The following is an 18,569-nucleotide window of genomic DNA, read 5'->3' as shown; positions in this document are numbered from 1 at the left end:
ATCTCGCGCATTAACTGTCGTTCGCTGCGCACGCCGAACAGGTAGCCAATAAACAGCATCTTGAACAGAGTGACCGGGTCAATCGCCGGGCGACCGTTGTCAGCACAATACAGGTGCTGGGTGGCAGGACGAATGAACTCGAAATCAATGTGCTGGGCGATCTTGCGCAGCAGATGGTCAGCTGGCACCAGTTCTTCGAGGGTGACCATCTCCAGCGCGTGTTGTTTGGGTGAAGGGGGTTTGAGCATCGGGTTGGCCTGCGATAAACGACAACCCATTAAACAAAAGCCCCCGCCTTTCGGCTAGGGGCTTTGTCAGCAGTCTGACCGGGGCAGAGCCCCGGTTTTTTTATATGCGCCTCAGGCGCGGCGGCGGAACAGCGGCAGAGGCTGGTCAGTCGCGGCCTGGTAGGTGTTGGAGAAGTCTTTCAGGCTCTCCAGCGCCTCGTCGGCGTTGCGGTCGGCACGCAGGGCGAAGGCGTCAAAGCCGCAGCGCTGCATGAAGAACAGCTGGTCACGCAGGACGTCGCCAATGGCGCGCACTTCACCCTGGTACTGGTAGCGGTCACGCAGCAGGCGGGCGTTGGAGTAGTTGCGGCCGTCGCTGAAGACCGGGAAGTTCAGCGCGACGACCTGAAACTGGCTCAGATCGTCTGCGATGCTTTCCACTTCTTCATCGCTGTCCAGCCACACACCCAGACCGCCGTCGCGGGCTTTCAGGGCATGGCTGTGTTCCAGCCACAGGGCCAGCGGCACGATGATGCTGTCGCTGTTGGGCAGGCCGTCCAGCGTGGCGTCCTTGTCGAGCAGGTGCCAGCTGTCGTTGATCACCTCACCGTTCTTAATTAGCCGCTGCATACACGCGCTCCTTGAAAGGTGCCATGCCGATACGCTTGAAGGTATCGAGGAACTGTTCTTCGGGGGTGCGGTTCTCGATGTAGACATCGATTACCTTGGTCATCACGCTGGGCATGTCTTCGGCCGAGAAGGACGGGCCGAGGATCTGACCGATGCTGGCGTCGCGACCGCTGTTGCCGCCAATCGATACCTGATAGAACTCCTGGCCCTTCTTGTCGACACCCAGCACGCCGATATGGCCAACGTGGTGATGACCGCAAGCGTTCATGCAGCCGGAGATGTTCAGGTCCAGATCACCGATGTCGTGCAGGTAGTCCAGGTCATCAAAGGTGCGCTGGATGGCTTCGGCAATCGGAATCGATTTGGCGTTGGCCAGGGCGCAGAAGTCGCCGCCGGGGCAGCAGATGATGTCGGTCAGCAGGCCGATGTTCGGGGTGGCGAAGCCGTGCTTGCGGCAGGCTTGCCACAGCGCGTACAGATCGCTCTGGCGCACGTCAGCCAGCACCAGGTTCTGCTGGTGGGTAACGCGCAGCTCGCCGAAGCTGAACTGATCGGCCAGATCGGCAATGGCGTCGAGCTGTTTGTCGTCGGCATCGCCCGGAGCAACCGCGGTTGGCTTGAGCGACAGGGTGACCGCGGCATAGCCCGGTACCTTGTGAGCGTGCACGTTACGCAGGGCCCAGTTGTTGAAGCCTTTTTCTGCTTCACGTTTGGCCAGATAGTCGGCGTCGTCACCGCTGAAGTGCTCGTAGGCAGGAGCGGAGAAGTGGCCGGCAACACGATCCAGCTCCTGCTGGGTCAGGGTGGCGGGGCCATCCTTGGTGTGCGCCCATTCGGCAGCCACTTTCTCGGCAAACACCTCGGGGGTCAGTGCCTTGACCAGGATCTTGATACGCGCCTTGTACTTGTTGTCGCGACGGCCATAGCGGTTGTACACACGCAGGATGGCGTCGAGGTAGGTCAACAAGTGCTGCCACGGCAGGAATTCGCAGATCTGCGAGCCGACAATCGGGGTACGGCCAAGGCCGCCACCGACCAGCACGCGGAAGCCGATCTCGCCGGCCTCGTTGCGCACAACGTTCAGACCGATGTCGTGTACACCGATAGCGGCACGGTCCGCTTCGGCGCCGTTCACGGCGATCTTGAACTTGCGCGGCAGGAAGGCAAATTCCGGGTGGAAGGTGGACCACTGGCGGATGATCTCGCACCAGGGGCGCGGATCAACCAGCTCGTCTGCGGCGACGCCGGCAAACTGATCGGTCGTGGTGTTGCGGATACAGTTGCCGCTGGTCTGAATGGCGTGCATCTGGACTTCGGCCAGGTGGGCCAGAATGTCCGGCACATCTTCCAGTGCGGGCCAGTTGAACTGCACGTTCTGACGGGTACTGAAATGCACGTAGCCCTTGTCGTACTGACGGGCAATCAGGGCCAGCTTGCGCACCTGTCTGGCAGAAATCAGGCCGTAGGGGATGGCAACGCGCAACATCGGCGCGTAGCGCTGTACATACAGGCCGTTCTGCAGGCGCAGCGGCAGGAATTCGCTCTCGCTCAGCTCGCCAGCGAGAAAGCGGCGGGTCTGATCGCGGAACTGCTTTACGCGGTCCTCGACGATCTGCTGATCATATTCGTCGTAGATATACATACAGAAACCTGTTCATGGGGCACTGCTGGCCCCTTCTTTAGTCATGACCCTTCAGGCTTGGGCGGGCAGACAATAGCAGTTTTTGAATATGCACAAAAGGAATGTTTATCTATATGTTTAGATCTGTTTTGTACATAAAAAGCGGCCTTGAGAGGCTGGTTGGAATGGTCTTAACTGGTACCTGACATGACGGCAACAACCATAACAACAAGATAGAGGGCCTTTATATGACAGACCACAATCTGCAGGACAGCACTGCCACGGATTCCTCGCTGGACGCTTTGGCTGCGGTTGCGCTGATTCTCATCGTCGTGGTGGCGGCTGTTTTCTGGGTCAGCGGCCAGTAGGCGACTGTCAGCCGGCTGCGTGCAGGACCAGCTTCACCACGCCCAGCACACACAGTACAAATAGCAGGGTAAAGCCAACGCCGGCGATAATAAAGTGGCTGGGTTTGCCCTGGCTGAAGTCGCGCTCGCGTGCACGGTTGCTTTGGACGCCCAGCGCGGCGGCCAGTACGCTGGATAGGGTGTCGCGCAGGCGCATCGGTTTGTCTTGTGGCTGTTGTTGATCAGACTCGGTCATGGGCACAGCTCCGTTGGGGCGCTCTGCCAGCTTAGGTGCTTAGCGCCTCAAATGCGAATCTCGGCCCAGTGTCGGCGCCGCCACATCACCGCAAAAATCATCGAGTTGATACAGCGATACAGGCTCTGCAGCAGCCATACCAGCAGCAGCCCGCCGCCCAGCACCGGCCCGGCAAGATAGGCGCAGGGCAAAAACAGTAGCCACTGACTACCCAAGTTCACGGCCATGACGGTGCGGCTGGCGCCGGCGCCCAGCAGTGCCTGGGTGAGCACCAGGGCGGTCGCATCCAGGCTCATGCCCAAACCGGTAATGCGTAGCGGCCATTCCCCGAGCGCGATCAGTTCCGGGTCCTGGGTAAACAGGCCAAGGATCAGGTGTGGCGCGAGCCAGAAGGGCATGCCCAGTACAAAGAGCACCAGGATAGCCACGCGGACCACGTCCCAGCCCCAGCGATAGGCTTGCTCAGGCTCCTGCCTTCCCAGGCTGTGACTGACCAGCGTGGTGGCGGCCATGCCGAGGCCCACGCCGGGCAGAATCAGGAACAGCGCCAGGTTGACCAGCACGTGCGCGATGGCCAGCTCGTCGGTGCCGATGCGCGCGACAATCCAGAACAGGGTGGTAATGCCGGTGGCGAAGAAGAACTGCTGCAGCGAGTTGGGCAGCGCCAGGCGCAGCATGGCGCGAATGTCTGCAGCGCGTGGCCGGGCCCGCAGGAAGCCGTGTTCGCGCCCGCCATGCAGGGTGATGGCGAAGTACAGCGCCGAACCCAGCAGCATGGCTATCGCGGTGCCCATGCCTGAGCCTTCTGCGCCCATCTCCGGCAAGCCGAAGCGGCCGAAGATCAAGCCGTAGCTGATCAGCACATTGGCCAGGTGCATGATGATCAGAATCTGCAGGTAGCGTCCGGCCCGGTGGGTGCCGTTCCAGTAACCGCGAAAGGCAAAGTTGGCGCCCACCGCAATGATCGCCAGCACGCGCCACTGAAAGTAATGGGTGCCAATCTCGACCACCGCAGGGTCGTCGGCGAGAAAGCGAATAATGCGCTCGGCCTGGGTCCAGCAAATCAGCGTCAGGGGAATTGCCAGCAGCAGCGCGATCAGCAGGCCTTCATTGAGTGGGCCGGCGATATGCTGGGTGTCGCCAGCGCCCTGGCGGCGGGCGACCATGGCCTGCACCCCGGCGCCAAGGCCCATTACCAGGGCAACCGCCATGAAGTTGGCGTAGCTGCCCAGGCCCACACCTGCCAGCGCCTCGCTGCCCAGGCTGCCGACCATGGCGGCGTCCACCAGGTTAAGCAGGCTCTGGCTCAGCATGCCGCCCATGATCGGCAGCCCGAGCACGGCGATACTGCGCAGCCGTGCGCGGGCGGGGAGCAGGGCCATCAGTTGTCGTAGCTGAGGTTGGGTGCCAGCCAGCGTTCGCTGACTGCCTGATCCTGGCCCTTGCGGGTGCTGTAGGACTCAACCTGATCGCGGGTAATCTTGCCTACCGCAAAATACTGGCTCTGCGGGTGCGAGAAGTACCAGCCGCTGACCGACGCTGCCGGGAACATGGCAAAGTGCTCGGTCAGAGTCACGCCGCTGGTGCCTTCAGGGTCGAGCAGCTTGAACAGGGTGGCCTTTTCGGTGTGGTCGGGGCAGGCCGGGTAGCCGGGCGCCGGCCGAATACCGCGATACTGCTCACGGATCAGGCTGTCGTTGTCCAGCTCTTCGGCACTGTCGTAACCCCAGTAGGTCTTGCGCACCTGCTCGTGCAGCCACTCGGCGCAGGCCTCGGCCAGACGGTCGGCCAGCGCCTTGACCATGATCGCGCTGTAGTCGTCACCCTTGGCTTCGTACTCTTTGGCCAGTTCTTCGGCGCCAATGCCGGCGCTGGTGATAAAGCCGCCAACGTAGTCGGTCTTGCCGCTGTCTGCCGGGGCTACAAAGTCGGCCAGCGAGAGGTTGGGCTTGCCGTCGGGCTTGATGGTCTGCTGGCGCAGGTGGTGCAGCTGAGCCAGTGGTTCACCTTGCGGGTCGAACAGCTGGATGTCGTCATGCGCGACCTGCTGGGCAGGCCAGAAACCGAAGACCGCGCGGGCGCTGATCAGCTTCTCGTCGATCAGTCGGGTCAGCATGCTGCGGGCGTCGGCATATAGCGCGGTTGCCGCCTCGCCGACCACTTCATCCTGCAGGATGCGCGGGAACTTGCCGGCCAGATCCCAGGAAATAAAGAAGGGCGTCCAGTCGATGTAGTCAGCCAGTACGCGCAGGTCGATGTTGTCCAGCGTCTGCACGCCGAGTGCGCGCGGGGCGGGCGGCTGGTAGTCGCTCCAGTCCAACTGCAGGCGGTTGTCGACCGCCTGTTGGTAAGTCAGGTATTCGGTACGTGCCGAGCGGTTGGCGGTGCGCTCGCGCACCACGGCGTAGTCTTCGCGGATCTGCTGCACGTAGGCAGGCTTGAGCTCCTTGGACAGCAGTGAGGTGGCAACACCTACCGCGCGCGATGCATCGGTTACGTAGATCACCGCATCGTTGTGGTAGTGGGGCTCGATCTTCACAGCAGTATGCGCCTTGGAGGTGGTCGCACCGCCGATCAGCAGCGGCAGGTGAAAATCGCGGCGCTGCATTTCCTTGGCGACGTGCACCATTTCGTCCAGCGACGGGGTGATCAGGCCGGACAGGCCGATGATGTCGCACTTCTCGTCGATGGCGGTCTGCAGGATTTTTTCCGCCGGCACCATTACGCCCAGATCGACGATGTCATAGCCGTTACAGCCCAGGACCACGCCGACAATATTCTTGCCGATGTCGTGTACATCGCCTTTTACCGTTGCCATCAGGATCTTGCCCTTGGCCTCGGGGGTGTCGCCCTTTTCCTCCTCGATAAAGGGGATCAGGTGCGCTACGGCCTGTTTCATTACGCGGGCGGACTTGACCACCTGGGGCAGGAACATCTTGCCGGCGCCGAACAGGTCGCCGACCACGTTCATGCCGGCCATCAGCGGGCCTTCAATAACCTCAATCGGGCGCTTGGCCTGCTGGCGGGCCAGCTCGGTGTCCTCGACGATCCAGGCGGTGATGCCCTTGACCAGTGAGTGCTCAAGGCGTTTTTCGACCGGCCAGCTGCGCCACTCTTCGTTTTCCGCTTCCTTAGCGGCGCCATCGCCCTTGAACTGCTCGGCAATGGCCAGCAGGGCGTCGGTGGCATCAGGGTTGCGGTTGAGGATTACGTCCTCGACGCGGTCGCGCAGCTCGGCGGGGATCTCATCATAGATTTCCAGTTGACCAGCGTTGACGATACCCATGGTCAGACCGCTGCGAATGGCGTAATAGAGGAAGACCGAGTGAATGGCCTCGCGCACCGGGTTGTTGCCGCGGAACGAGAACGACACGTTGGACACGCCACCCGAGCTCAGCGCGTAGGGCAGGTTGTCACGGATGTAGGCACAGGCGTTGATGAAATCAACTGCGTAGTTGTTGTGCTCCTCAATGCCGGTGGCGACGGCAAAGATGTTGGCATCGAAGATGATGTCTTCCGGCGGAAAGCCGACTTCGTTGACCAGAATGTCGTAGGAGCGTTTGCAGATCTCGTTCTTGCGCGCCTCGGTGTCGGCCTGACCCGCTTCATCAAAGGCCATGACGATGACCGCAGCGCCGTAGCGCTTGCACAGGCGGGCGTGCTGCTTGAACTGCTCGACGCCTTCTTTCATGGAGATCGAGTTGACGATGCCCTTGCCCTGAATGCACTTGAGGCCGGCCTCGATCACATCCCACTTGGAGGAGTCGATCATGATCGGCACGCGGGAGATATCGGGCTCACCGGCGATCAGGTTGAGAAAGCGCACCATCGCCGCCTTGGAGTCGAGCATGCCCTCGTCCATGTTGATGTCGATGACCTGGGCGCCGGCCTCCACCTGCTGCAGGGCGACCTCAAGGGCTTCGGTGTAGTTCTCCTCGCGAATCAGGCGGGCAAACTTGGCGCTACCGGTGATGTTGGTGCGCTCGCCGACGTTGACGAACAACGACTGCCGGTCGATGGTAAAGGGCTCCAGGCCCGACAGACGGCAGGCCGGGGCAATCTCCGGGATCTGCCGGGGCGGGTACTTGGCCACGGTCTCGGCAATGGCGCGAATATGCGCGGGGGTGCTGCCGCAGCAGCCGCCGACAATATTAAGGAAGCCGGCGCGGGCAAAATCGTCGATCACCGCAGCCATTTCTTCCGGGGTCTCGTCGTATTCGCCAAACTCGTTCGGCAGACCGGCATTCGGGTGGGCGGATACAAAGGTATTCGCCTTGTTCGACAGCTCTTCCAGATAGGGGCGCAGGTCTTTGGCGCCCAGGGCACAGTTCAAACCGATGGAAATGGGCTTGGCGTGGCGTACCGAGTTCCAGAAGGCCTCGGTGGTCTGGCCCGAGAGCGTGCGGCCGGAGGCGTCGGTAATGGTGCCGGAGATCATGATCGGCAGCTCGATGCCGTCCTCCTCAAACACCTGCTGCACGGCAAAGATGGCGGCCTTGGCGTTCAGGGTATCGAAGATGGTTTCGATCAGGATCAGGTCGGCGCCGCCTTCGATCAGGCCACGGGTGGACTCGATGTAGTTCTCGACCAGTTCGTCAAAGGTGACGTTGCGGTAACCCGGGTCGTTTACGTCCGGCGAGATGGAACACGTGCGGCTGGTCGGGCCCAGTACGCCGGCAACAAAGCGCGGGCGATCCGGGGTTTCGGCGGTTTTTGCATCACACACCTGGCGCGCGATGCGGGCGCCGGCCACGTTCAACTCGTAGGATAGCGCCTGCATGCCGTAGTCGGCCTGAGAGATGCGCGTGGCGTTGAAGGTGTTGGTTTCAATGATGTCAGCGCCGGCGTCCAGGTAGGCCTTTTGAATGGCCGACAGGGCGTCTGTCTGCGTCAGTTGCAGCAGATCGTTGTTGCCCTTGACGTCGCTGGGCCAGTCGGCAAAGCGCTCGCCACGGTAGTCTGCTTCTTCCAGTTTATAGCTCTGGATCATGGTCCCCATGCCACCGTCGAGAATCAAAATGCGCTGCTGCAGGGCGTTGCGCAGGGCGGTCAGGCGGGTGCTTCGGTCAGACATGGGTACTCCGGAAAAGGCGCTCTGAAAAGCCGCAAATCATAGCACGGCGCGGATGTCGTCGCGCGGGGGTTAATAACCAAGTAAAAAGGTAGGGCTTTATTCGTGGGCCGGCATCCCTTACACTTGCGCCCTATAGGTCATTGAGTACGAGGCATTTCATGGCAGGCATTGTTTTTACCCAGGCGGCAGAAGATTACCTTGCTGACCTGCTGTCCAAGCAGGATTCCGAAGGCGTCGGCATTCGGGTGTTTATCACCCAGCCGGGCACGCCCTATGCGGAGACCTGTATTGCCTACTGCAAGCCCGGCGAACAGAAGCCGGAAGACGAGTTGCTCAAGCTGGACTCGTTCAACGTCTGGCAAGACGCCGTCAGCGTGCCCTTTCTCGAAGAGGCGCTGGTGGACTTTGCCACCGACCGCATGGGCGGTCAGCTGACCATCAAGGCACCCAACGCCAAGGTGCCTATGGTCAACGATGACAGTCCGCTGAACGATCGCATCAACTACCTGCTGCAAACCGAGATCAACCCCGGTCTGGCCAGCCATGGTGGCGACGTCAAGCTGGTGGATGTGATTGAGGGTGGCATTGCGATTCTGCAGTTCGGTGGTGGCTGCCAGGGTTGCGGCATGGTTGATGTCACCCTCAAGGAAGGCATCGAAAAAACCATGGTGGCGCGGATTCCCGAGATCAACGGTGTGCGCGACGCCACCGACCACAGCGTTACCGAGAACGCCTACTACTGATCCGCTCGGTCACCGCTCGTCGTGCCCGTGCGTGAATAATCGGTGTCGGCCTGACGGACGCTTGCCCCGTGCCGTAGCTGTAGGGCTATACTGCTGAAAACAGGCTGGCCTGGTGCCAGCGCTTGTTCCATCGGCACGATGAGGCGACGTTATGGCAGGGGTTCTGGATACGGTCGACCAGCGCACGCGACTGGTAGGCGAAAACCGGCTGGAAATATTGCTGTTCCAGCTCGCCGGGCCGCAGCTGTTCGCGCTGAACGTATTCAAGATTCGTGAAGTGCTGACCTTGCCCGCGCTCACCCAGATGCCCCAGCGCCATCCCAATGTGGTCGGGGTCATTCATTTGCGCGGGCAGACCATTCCCGTCATCGACCTCTCTGGCGCCATCGGCCTGCAGCCGCAGGCTGTAGACGCCAACAGCACCATCATTGTCACCGAGTACAATTTGTCTGTGCAGGCATTTCTGGTGCGCGCTGTCGATCGCATCATGAACCTCAACTGGGATGCCGTGCAGCCGCCGCCGCGCGGTGCCGGGCGCGCGCATTACCTGACCGCCATTACGCGCCTGGACAACATGCGTCTGGTCGAGATTATCGACGTGGAAAAGGTGCTGGCGGAGATCGTGCCGTTCAATACCCGGGTCAGCGATGCGCTGCTGGAAGATCCGCTGCTGCAGCGAGCCCGCGGGCGAGAAGTGCTGGTGGTGGATGACTCGCCGACCGGTGTTAATCAGGTGCGCGACACACTGGCGCAGCTCGACCTGCAGCTGCATGTGGCAACCGACGGGCTGAAAGCCCTGCGCATGCTGCAGGGCTGGGCCGATGCGGGCGAGGACCTCAATGAGCGGCTGCTGATGGTGATTACCGATGCCGAAATGCCGGAGATGGACGGCTACCGGTTAACCACCGAGATTCGCAAGGACCCGCGCCTGAAAGACCTGTATGTGGTGCTGCACACCTCGCTGTCCGGCAACTTCAACAAGGCCATGGTCGAGAAGGTTGGCTGCGATGGCTTTCTGTCCAAATTCCAGCCCGACCAACTGGTCGAGGTGGTACGTAACCGGTTGCAGCGCCTGGAGTCCTGAGCGCTCTGGGGCTCAAGGCTCCAGATAGCGCTCGTGCTGCTCCATCACCGGCTGCTGAATGCCAAGCTTCTCACCGTAGATAACCGCGTAGCTGAGCACGCTCTGCACGTACTTACGCGTCTCATCGAAGGGAATGGCCTCAATCCACACATCTGATGGCAGGCTACCCATGTCGCGGGTCCATTGGCGCACGCGGCCGGGGCCGGCGTTATAGGCGGCCGAAGCGAGGACCCGGTTACCCGAGAACTGGCGGTGCAGGCCTGACAGATAGGCGGCGCCCAAGGCGATGTTGCGCTCGGGGATCAGGGCATCCTGATTGCCGGAGTAGGGGATGGCGTAGCGTCGCGCGGTTTCCCGTGCGGTGGCCGGCATCAGTTGCATCAGGCCCATGGCGCCGGCGTGCGAGCGCGCGTCGGCCATGAAGGCGCTTTCCTGGCGGGTGATGGCGTACACCCAGGTGGAGTTGATCTGCCGGGATTGGGCCTGATCCTTGATTGACTGCTGGTAGGCCATGGGGAAGCGGATATCCAGATCGTCCCAGTATTGCGCCTGGCTGATGCCGCGGATGGCCGGGAAGTACCAGGCCATCTGGTTGGCCAGTACTGCCTGGGCAATCAACTGCTCGCGGTTGAAGCGGTCGCCGGCGTGATACCACTCGCGGCGCGCGTTGATAACTTCATTACGGTCCAGAAACTCCTTGGCGCGCAGGGTGCCCGGGTCTTGCTGCACGCTTTGCATCACGGCCTCTGGCACGCTGGCGCGCTGGTGATTCAGGGCGTAGGGCTGACGCGCGCGCTCGGCCGCCAGAAAGCCATAGAAATCCCGCTCCTGGGCCAGAGCCTGGTAGTCGCTGACCAGCTCACCTACACCATTGTTGGCCAGTTGGGCGCTGCGCAGGCGCCAGTAGCGCCAGCGGCTCTGCCCGGCCAGTGAGGGTGGCAGTTGGGCTGTAAGCTGGCTGGCGGTGTCCCACTGGCGGGTCCGCAGGGCCAGACGCACGCGCCACTCGCTGACGTCGTCATCTTTCATCTGTGGGTCGTTGGCAGCCATGAAGGGCAGGGCAGCAGGGTCGACCTTTTTGGCCAGGCGCACGCCAATGTCGCGGGTGATCGCCAGGCGGTCTTCCTCGGCGTAGGGCAAATCCTTGTACTGCGGCCACAGGCTCAGCGCGGTGCTGGCGTCGTCGCGGCCCAGGCGGCGCAGCGACACGGTCGCGATATCGGCCATGCGCTGGGGCGGCAGGCTGCGATAGGCGCTGGCATCGCGTAGTTTGGTCGGCTGGGTAGCGGTGTCGACAAACAGGGTGGCCAGCGCCTGGTTGTTTTGCATGAGCTTGGTCAGGTAGCGGGCCAGGGCGTCCTGACGGTACAGCAGCGCCAGCCGGATACGCTGCCAGACCACGTCGTCGTTCAGGCCGCCGGCGGCACGCCAGCGGTCAAACAGCGGATCACAGGCGTTGGGCTGGGAGCGACCGACAGTCCAGAGTGTCTGGGCCTGCTGCATGGCGCCGGCACGATCGCCGCTGTCCCACTGGTGCATGGCGCGGCGGCAGTCCTGGCTGGCGTTGCGGTCGGCCTCCTGGTACTGCTGGTCAAATTGCTGCCATTTGCCCTGGCGCGCCAGGCGAGTCAGCCAGCGGTCTTTCAGGCGGCTGGCAAAGGGCAGGGTGCTGTGGTCGCGAACAAAGTCAGCCAGATCCTGATCGGTTGCGCTGTCGAAGGTCTGGTTAAGGTAGGCCTGGCGGATATAGGGGTACAGCACGTAGTCGCGCAGCCCCGGCTCCAGCTGCCGAAACTGCTCCCACTGCTCCTTGTCGATGGCTTCCAGCGCCCGATCGTAGTTCAGGCGCTGGCTGTCCAGGCGGGCATTGGCCTGGGCCAGCACGGGCAGCAGCAGGCCGGCAAGAAGAGTACAGGTGAGAAAGGAGCGGGTGTGGCGACGCATGATTCTCCTGCCGCGTGGGCGTTGCAAGCTCGGGAATTGTCTTTGCGGCTGTCTGCTTTGCTGGCTGCAGCCTGTTTGCGCACAGCTTAGCCTGTTGCCTGACGGCGGCATAGGGTCGGCATGTGAAATGGCGCACAGCGGTTATCGGCGCGCGCGCCACAGGGTAGACTATGCGGCTTGCAAACCAACAGGTGAGTTATGGCGCTGCTCTCGTTCTCTGATGTATCCCTGGCCTACGGCCTCAATCCGTTGCTCGACAAGGTGAGCTTTCAGCTCGACCGTGGCGAGCGGGTGTGTCTGATCGGTCGCAATGGCGCCGGCAAGTCCAGCCTGTTTCGACTGGTGACCGGTGAGCAGGGGGCGGATGAAGGCGACATCTGGTTTGCGCCGGGTTTGAAAATTGGCCAGCTGCCGCAGGAGCTGCCTGCAGCTGACGACAAGACGGTGTATGACGTGGTTGCCTCTGGCCTTGCCGGGGTGGGTGAGCTGTTGGCTGAGTACCACCACCTGATCACTGGCGATATGGGTGATGCGGAGTTGGCCCGGCTGGAGAAAGTGCAGGTTCAGCTCGAAGCCAAAGACGGCTGGCGGTTGGATCAACTGGTCGATACCACGCTGACACGACTCGGCCTGCCCGCCGACAAGCAGATGTCCGAGCTGTCCGGTGGCTGGCGCCGCCGCGTGCTGCTGGCCCAAGCGCTGGTTGCCGAGCCGGATGTGCTGCTGCTGGATGAGCCGACCAACCACCTGGATATCCATACCATTGCCTGGCTGGAGTCGGTGCTGCTGGAGTTTCGTGGTGCGGTGCTGTTTATTACCCACGACCGTTCGTTCCTGCAGGCGCTGGCAACCCGGATTCTGGAGCTGGATCGCGGCCAGTTGATCGACTGGCAGGGCGACTACCGCAGCTTTCTGGAGCACAAGGAGCAGCAACTGGCTGCCGAAGCCACCGCCAATGCGCTGTTCGACAAGAAGCTGGCGCAGGAAGAAGCCTGGATTCGTCAGGGCATCAAGGCGCGCCGAACCCGTAACGAAGGGCGTGTGCGTGCGCTCGAGGCCATGCGTGAAGAGCGTGCCCAGCGGATTGAGCGTCAGGGTAAGGCGAGCTTCCAGCTGGAGACCGCAGAAGCCTCCGGCAAGCGCGTGATTGAGGCCGAGGCGGTCAACTTTGCCTGGCCGGACAAGGCGCCTCTGGTGCGTGACCTGACTTTGAACGTGATTCGCGGTGACCGCATCGGCCTGATCGGCAATAACGGCTCGGGCAAGAGTACGCTGCTCAAGCTGCTGCTAGGCCAACTGCAACCGACCAGCGGCCGTATTCATAGCGGCACGCGACTGGAAGTGGCCTACTTTGACCAGCTGCGCGATCAGTTGGATCCGGAAAAGACCGTAATCGACAACATCTCCGAGGGTCGCGATTTTATCGAGATCAACGGCGATCGCCGGCACATTATCAGTTACCTCGGTGATTTTCTGTTTTCGGCTGAGCGTGCGCGCACGCCGGTCAAGGCGTTGTCTGGTGGTGAGCGCGCCCGTCTGCTGCTGGCGCGTCTTTTCAGCAAACCGGCGAACATGCTGGTGCTCGACGAGCCGACCAACGACCTGGATGTGGAAACTCTGGAGTTGCTGGAGGACGTGTTGGCCGGCTTTGACGGCACGGTGCTGATCGTCAGCCACGACCGGGCGTTCCTGGATAATGTGGTCACCAGCAGTCTGGTGTTTGAAGGTAACGGCCGCGTGCGCGAATACGTTGGCGGATACGCAGACTGGCTGCGTCAGGGCGGCAGCGTTGACCAGCTGGCGGAGTGGGGTGAGAAGGCGCAAGGGCAGACCGCAACCGCTGTCGAGCCCGAGCCGGCAGCCGCGCCGGCCGCCGCGGCGCCGGCAAGTAAGCCAAAGCTGAGCTACAAGCTGCAACGCGAGCTGGATGCGCTGCCGGCCTTGCTGGAAAGACTGGAGGCTGAGCTGGACGCGCTGCAGGCGCAGGTCGGAGATCCGGCGTTCTACCAGCAACCCCACGACGTCACCGCCCCGGTACTGGCCGCGGTAGAAGCGAAACAGGCTGAGCTGGACGCCGCGATGGAGCGCTGGGCGGAGCTGGAAGACCAAGCGGGCGGCTAAGCCGCTCCGCTCTAGCTGCAAGCTACAAGCTGCAAGCGAGGGAAAGCTGTCTTTCGGGTTTCTCTTGCAGCTTGAGGCTTGCGGCTTGCAGCTCCCGGAGGGCCGTTAGCCCTTCTTCCCCAGCCGTACCGCAATGACATCGCAGGGTGCGCCGTGCAGTACGTCATTGGCGGTAGAGCCCAGTAGCAGGGCGAGGCCGTGTCGACCGTGGCTACCTACAACGATAAGGTCGCACTCCTGATCGGTGGCCACCCGGTGAATTTCCTGGCGTGGATGGCCGAAGGCGATCTGCAGGCACTCGTCGGGCAGCCCGTAGTCGGCGGCAAACAGCTGCATGCGCTCCTTGGCCTGCTCGAACTGCTGCTGTTGCAGCATCGACAGGTCCATGGGCACATCGCCCCCGTAGGCCATCGCAAGCGGCTCGACCACATGCAGCAGCGACAGCTTGGCATTCAGTGCGTTGGCCAGCTGCATGGCGTGATCGGCAACCGCCCGACACTCTTCAATCAGATCGACGGCCACCAGAACGTGTTTGTACAGCATAGGCTCTTTCTCCTTTTTGCTCGGATACTAGGCGTTGCCCCGGCCTGATCGCAAGCGGTGCGTCGCTGATTCCGCTTAAGGTGATGTGACCACTCTTCCTAAGCCCCGACCTTTTTCAGCTGTCATGCGTTGTGTCGATGGGCGGCTAGCTTCTCTATTTACGATCTTCGAACTCAGCATACGCCGGCTGAAAGCGCCGGCCCAGTGCCGGGCATACGGCCGGAGGTCGCCAGGCGCTCTGGCGCGCCGCTCGGCAGGCTTCTATAGTGATGTGTTGGTGTGCTGGCGCATTGATTTTATGTTCTGCGGGTCGCGACATGTTTGCGTCGCAACGCCTTGTTTTTCAATGACTTTGAATCTGTCTTCGCAGGGGCGTACGCTGTTGGGCGGCGCCTGGGCGGTGCGCCGGCAATTGACAACCGTCAGGAATTGAAAGAAGGTGTGCGCACCCGAATCAAACGGTCGTATGAATTTTTTGGTTCATCCCGTCCCGGATTATCGGGATCGTTCATGACACGGGTTTGGCCCTCGTCTGCACAGGCGGTCGGGTCAGCCGGTGTTTCTCATGTGCTTTTCATAGCGTGGAGATCAGTTGATGATTTACGAAGGTAAAGCCATCACGGTTCAAGGCCTTGAAGACGGCATCGTCGAGCTCAGATTTGATCTGCAGGGCGAGTCGGTCAACAAGTTCAACAGCGCCACTCTGTCCGAGCTCGATGCGGCAGTGCAGGCCATCCAGAACAACGCCGACGTCAAGGGCGTTGTTGTCACCAGCGGCAAGGACGTGTTCATCGTCGGCGCCGACATCACCGAATTCGTCAGCACCTTCAAGTTGCCTGAAGAAGATCTGGTTGCCGGCAACTTGTCCGCCAACAAGATCTTCAACGCGTTTGAAGACCTGAATGTCCCCACGGTCGCTGCCATCAACGGCATCGCGCTGGGCGGTGGTCTGGAAATGTGTCTGGCTGCTGACTTCCGTGTCATGGCCGCCAGCGCCAAGATCGGTCTGCCGGAAGTTAAACTGGGTATCTACCCGGGCTTCGGTGGCACTGTTCGCCTGCCGCGCATCATCGGTGTGGATAACGCCATTGAGTGGATCTGCGGCGGTTCCGAGCAGCGCGCTGACAAGGCACTGAAAGCCGGTGCTGTTGACGCTGTTGTTGCTGATGACAAGCTTAAAGCCGCTGCCATCGACGTGATCAAGCGTGCCATCGCTGGCGAGCTGGATTACAAGGCTAAGCGTCAGCCCAAGCTGGAAAAGATCAAGCTCAACACCATTGAGCAGATGATGGCGTTCGAAACCTCCAAAGGTTTCGTTGCAGGTCAGGCTGGCCCGAACTACCCGGCGCCGGTTGAAGCCATCAAGACCATTCAGAAAGCAGCCAACCATGGTCGTGAAAAAGCACTGGAAGTGGAAGCCGCTGGTTTTGCCAAGCTGGCCAAGACGTCTGTTGCTGCCAGCCTGGTAGGTCTGTTCCTGAATGATCAGGTGCTCAAGCACAAGGCCAAGAAGTACGATAAGCAGGCTGCTGACGTGAACTTGGCTGCCGTACTGGGCGCGGGTATCATGGGTGGCGGTATCGCCTACCAGTCTGCGGTCAAGGGCACCCCGATCCTGATGAAGGACATCCGCGAGGAAGGCATCCAGCTGGGTCTGGACGAAGCCTCCAAGCTGCTGGGCAAGCGTGTAGCCAAGGGCCGCATGAAGCCCGAGCAGATGGCCAAGGCGCTGAACGCCATCCGCCCGACCATGTCCTACGGCGACTTCAAGGAAGTTGACCTGGTGGTTGAAGCGGTTGTCGAGAACCCGAAGGTCAAGCACGCCGTGCTGGCTGAAGTAGAAGGTCAGGTGACTGAAGACACCATCATCACCTCCAACACCTCTACCATCTCCATCACCTACCTGGCCGAAGCGCTGAAGCGTCCGGAAAACTTCTGCGGCATGCACTTCTTCAACCCGGTACACATGATGCCGCTGGTTGAGGTTATTCGTGGCGAGAAGTCCAGCGAGAAGGCTGTTGCCACCACCGTTGCCTACGCCAAGAAAATGGGTAAGACCCCGGTTGTCGTCAACGACTGCCCCGGCTTCCTGGTCAACCGCGTTCTGTTCCCGTACTTCGGCGGCTTCGCTCGTCTGATCGGTATGGGTGCTGACTTCCAGCGCGTCGACAAGATCATGGAAAAATTCGGCTGGCCGATGGGCCCGGCTTACCTGATGGACGTTGTCGGCATGGACACCGGTCATCACGGTCGTGACGTCATGGCCGAAGGTTACCCGGATCGCATGGCTGACAAGACCCGCACCGCTGTTGACGTCATGTACGACGCCGGCCGCCTGGGTCAGAAGACCGGTAGCGGTTTCTACGCCTACGAGATGGACAAGAAGGGCAAGCCGAAGAAGGTGGTCGACGCCAAGGCTTACGAACTGCTGAAAGAAGTGGTTCTGGAGCAACGCGAGTTTACCGACGAAGAAATCATCGAGATCATGATGGTTCCGCTGTGTCTGGAAACCGTACGCTGCCTGGAAGACGGCATCGTCGAGTCCGCGGCCGACGCTGATATGGGTCTGGTCTACGGTATCGGCTTCCCGCCCTTCCGTGGTGGCGCGCTGCGCTACATCGACACCCTGGGCGTGGCTGAATTCGTCGCCATCGCTGACAAATACGCCGAATTCGGCGCCATGTACGCACCGACTGAAAAGCTGCGTGAAATGGCGAAGAACGGTCAGAAATTCTTCGGTTAACCGCGGAACGTACAGAGCGAGAGTAAATCTATGAGCCTGAATCCGAGAGACGTCGTTATTGTCGACTTCGGCCGTACCCCGATGGGCCGTTCCAAGGGCGGCATGTACCGCAACGTGCGTGCTGAAACCCTGTCCGCCAACCTGATTACCGGCGTACTGGCACGTAACCCGAAGATCGATCCGGCAGAAGTTGAAGATGTAATCTGGGGCTGTGTAAACCAGACCCTGGAGCAGGGTTGGAACATCGCGCGCATGGCGTCGCTGATGACCCCGATCCCGCACACCAGTGCTGCGCAAACTGTAAGCCGTCTGTGTGGCTCTTCCATGAGCGCGCTGCACACCGCCGCGCAGGCGATCATGACCGGCAACGGTGATGTGTTCGTCGTTGGTGGTGTTGAGCACATGGGCCACGTCGGCATGATGCACGGTGTTGATCCGAACCCGGCCCTGTCGCTGTACGCTGCCAAGGCGTCCGGCATGATGGGTCTGACTGCTGAAATGCTGGGCAAGATGCACGGCATCACTCGCGAGCAGCAGGATGCCTTTGGTGAGCGTTCTCACCGTCTGGCCCACAAGGCCACCGTTGAGGGCAACTTCAAGGATGAGATCATCCCGATGGAAGGTCACGACGAGAACGGCTTCCTGAAGCTGTTCACCGAAGACGAGACCATCCGCCCGGAGACCACGCTGGAAAGCCTGGCTGCCCTGCGTCCGGCATTTAACCCCAAAGGCGGTACCGTTACTGCGGGTACGTCCTCGCAGATCACTGACGGCGCTTCCTGCATGATCGTGATGTCTGCTGAGCGCGCTCAGGCCCTGGGTCTGGAGCCGCTGGCGGTTATCCGCTCCATGGCGGTTGCTGGTGTTGATCCGGCGATTATGGGTTACGGTCCCGTGCCGTCCACCAAGAAGGCCCTGCAGCGCGCTGGTCTGAGCATGAGCGATGTTGACTTCGTTGAGCTGAACGAAGCCTTCGCTGCCCAGGCTCTGCCGGTCCTGAAAGACCTGAAGCTGCTGGACCAGATGGACGAGAAGGTGAACCTGCACGGCGGCGCTATCGCCCTGGGCCACCCGTTCGGCTGCTCCGGTGCGCGTATCTCCGGCACTCTGCTGAACGTCATGAAACAGAACAACGGCACCATTGGTATCTCTACCATGTGCGTTGGCCTGGGTCAGGGCATCACCACGGTCTTTGAGCGCGTCTAACGGCTCTGGCTGGTGAATGAAGCCGAGGCC

The 18,569-nt window shown here is 61.3% G+C and carries 13 protein-coding genes; 5 read left to right on the top strand and 8 right to left on the bottom strand.

Annotation, left to right across the window (positions count from 1 at the left end; genetic code table 11):
• The 6 genes from BM116_RS14505 to metH form a co-directional block, all read right to left on the bottom strand.
• Positions 1–248 (bottom strand): transposase (locus BM116_RS14505; RefSeq protein WP_139222367.1); only part of this gene is annotated, 248 nt, incomplete at its 3' end.
• A gap of 111 nt (positions 249–359) precedes the next feature.
• The gene (locus tag BM116_RS14500; RefSeq protein ID WP_083726045.1) at positions 360–857 is read right to left on the bottom strand and encodes a DUF934 domain-containing protein; all 498 of its coding nucleotides are present in this window, start codon (positions 855–857) and stop codon (positions 360–362) included.
• Positions 841–2,499 (bottom strand): nitrite/sulfite reductase, encoded by a 1,659-nt coding sequence (locus BM116_RS14495; protein ID WP_083726022.1) that lies wholly within the window; start codon positions 2,497–2,499, stop codon positions 841–843. The genes BM116_RS14500 and BM116_RS14495 overlap by 17 nt, the downstream gene beginning before the upstream one ends.
• A 354-nt stretch (positions 2,500–2,853) precedes the next feature.
• Entirely contained in the window at positions 2,854–3,081 is a 228-nt protein-coding gene (locus BM116_RS14490) for a DUF2970 domain-containing protein (protein WP_083726020.1), read from the bottom strand.
• A 47-nt stretch (positions 3,082–3,128) separates the two neighbouring features.
• Complete coding sequence (locus tag BM116_RS14485; RefSeq protein ID WP_083726018.1) at positions 3,129–4,463, bottom strand: MATE family efflux transporter; 1,335 nt, start codon at positions 4,461–4,463, stop codon at positions 3,129–3,131.
• Positions 4,463–8,155 carry a methionine synthase gene (gene metH, locus BM116_RS14480; protein ID WP_083726016.1) on the bottom strand — a complete coding sequence of 1,231 codons (3,693 nt, stop codon included), beginning with the start codon at positions 8,153–8,155 and terminating at the stop codon, positions 4,463–4,465. Before metH ends, BM116_RS14485 begins: the two co-directional genes overlap by 1 nt.
• 158 nt (positions 8,156–8,313) lie before the next feature.
• Here metH and nfuA point away from each other — a divergent pair, with 158 nt between their 5' ends.
• Entirely contained in the window at positions 8,314–8,898 is a 585-nt protein-coding gene (gene nfuA / locus BM116_RS14475) for a Fe-S biogenesis protein NfuA (protein ID WP_083726013.1), read from the top strand.
• 151 nt (positions 8,899–9,049) lie between these two features.
• Positions 9,050–9,982, top strand: a complete 933-nt coding sequence (locus tag BM116_RS14470; protein ID WP_083726011.1) for a chemotaxis protein CheV — start codon at positions 9,050–9,052, stop codon at positions 9,980–9,982.
• Positions 9,983–9,994: 12 nt separating this feature from the next.
• Here BM116_RS14470 and BM116_RS14465 read toward each other — a convergent pair whose 3' ends face one another.
• Entirely contained in the window at positions 9,995–11,926 is a 1,932-nt protein-coding gene (locus BM116_RS14465) for a transglycosylase SLT domain-containing protein (RefSeq protein WP_169847248.1), read from the bottom strand.
• Between the two features lie 198 nt (positions 11,927–12,124).
• On the opposite strand from BM116_RS14465, the gene BM116_RS14460 reads away from it, so the two are divergent.
• The gene (locus tag BM116_RS14460) at positions 12,125–14,047 is read left to right on the top strand and encodes an ATP-binding cassette domain-containing protein (protein ID WP_083726007.1); all 1,923 of its coding nucleotides are present in this window, start codon (positions 12,125–12,127) and stop codon (positions 14,045–14,047) included.
• A gap of 105 nt (positions 14,048–14,152) precedes the next feature.
• Here the strand turns inward: BM116_RS14460 and BM116_RS14455 are convergent, their stop codons facing one another.
• Complete coding sequence (locus BM116_RS14455) at positions 14,153–14,590, bottom strand: universal stress protein (protein WP_083726005.1); 438 nt, start codon at positions 14,588–14,590, stop codon at positions 14,153–14,155.
• A 595-nt stretch (positions 14,591–15,185) separates the two neighbouring features.
• Between BM116_RS14455 and fadB the strand changes: the two genes are divergently transcribed.
• Positions 15,186–17,333, top strand: coding sequence for a fatty acid oxidation complex subunit alpha FadB (gene fadB, locus BM116_RS14450; protein WP_083726003.1), 2,148 nt, complete (start codon positions 15,186–15,188; stop codon positions 17,331–17,333).
• A gap of 30 nt (positions 17,334–17,363) precedes the next feature.
• Positions 17,364–18,539: an acetyl-CoA C-acyltransferase FadA gene (gene fadA, locus BM116_RS14445; RefSeq protein WP_083726001.1), complete on the top strand. Its 1,176-nt coding sequence runs from the start codon at positions 17,364–17,366 to the stop codon at positions 18,537–18,539.
• The last annotated feature ends 30 nt before the right edge of the window (positions 18,540–18,569 follow it).

Origin of the sequence: Halopseudomonas pachastrellae (assembly GCF_900114765.1) — a bacterium.
GTDB classification, from domain to species: domain Bacteria; phylum Pseudomonadota; class Gammaproteobacteria; order Pseudomonadales; family Pseudomonadaceae; genus Halopseudomonas; species Halopseudomonas pachastrellae.
Note: the sequence above shows the minus strand (reverse complement) of the source record. Positions and strands in the feature narration are given on the sequence as shown.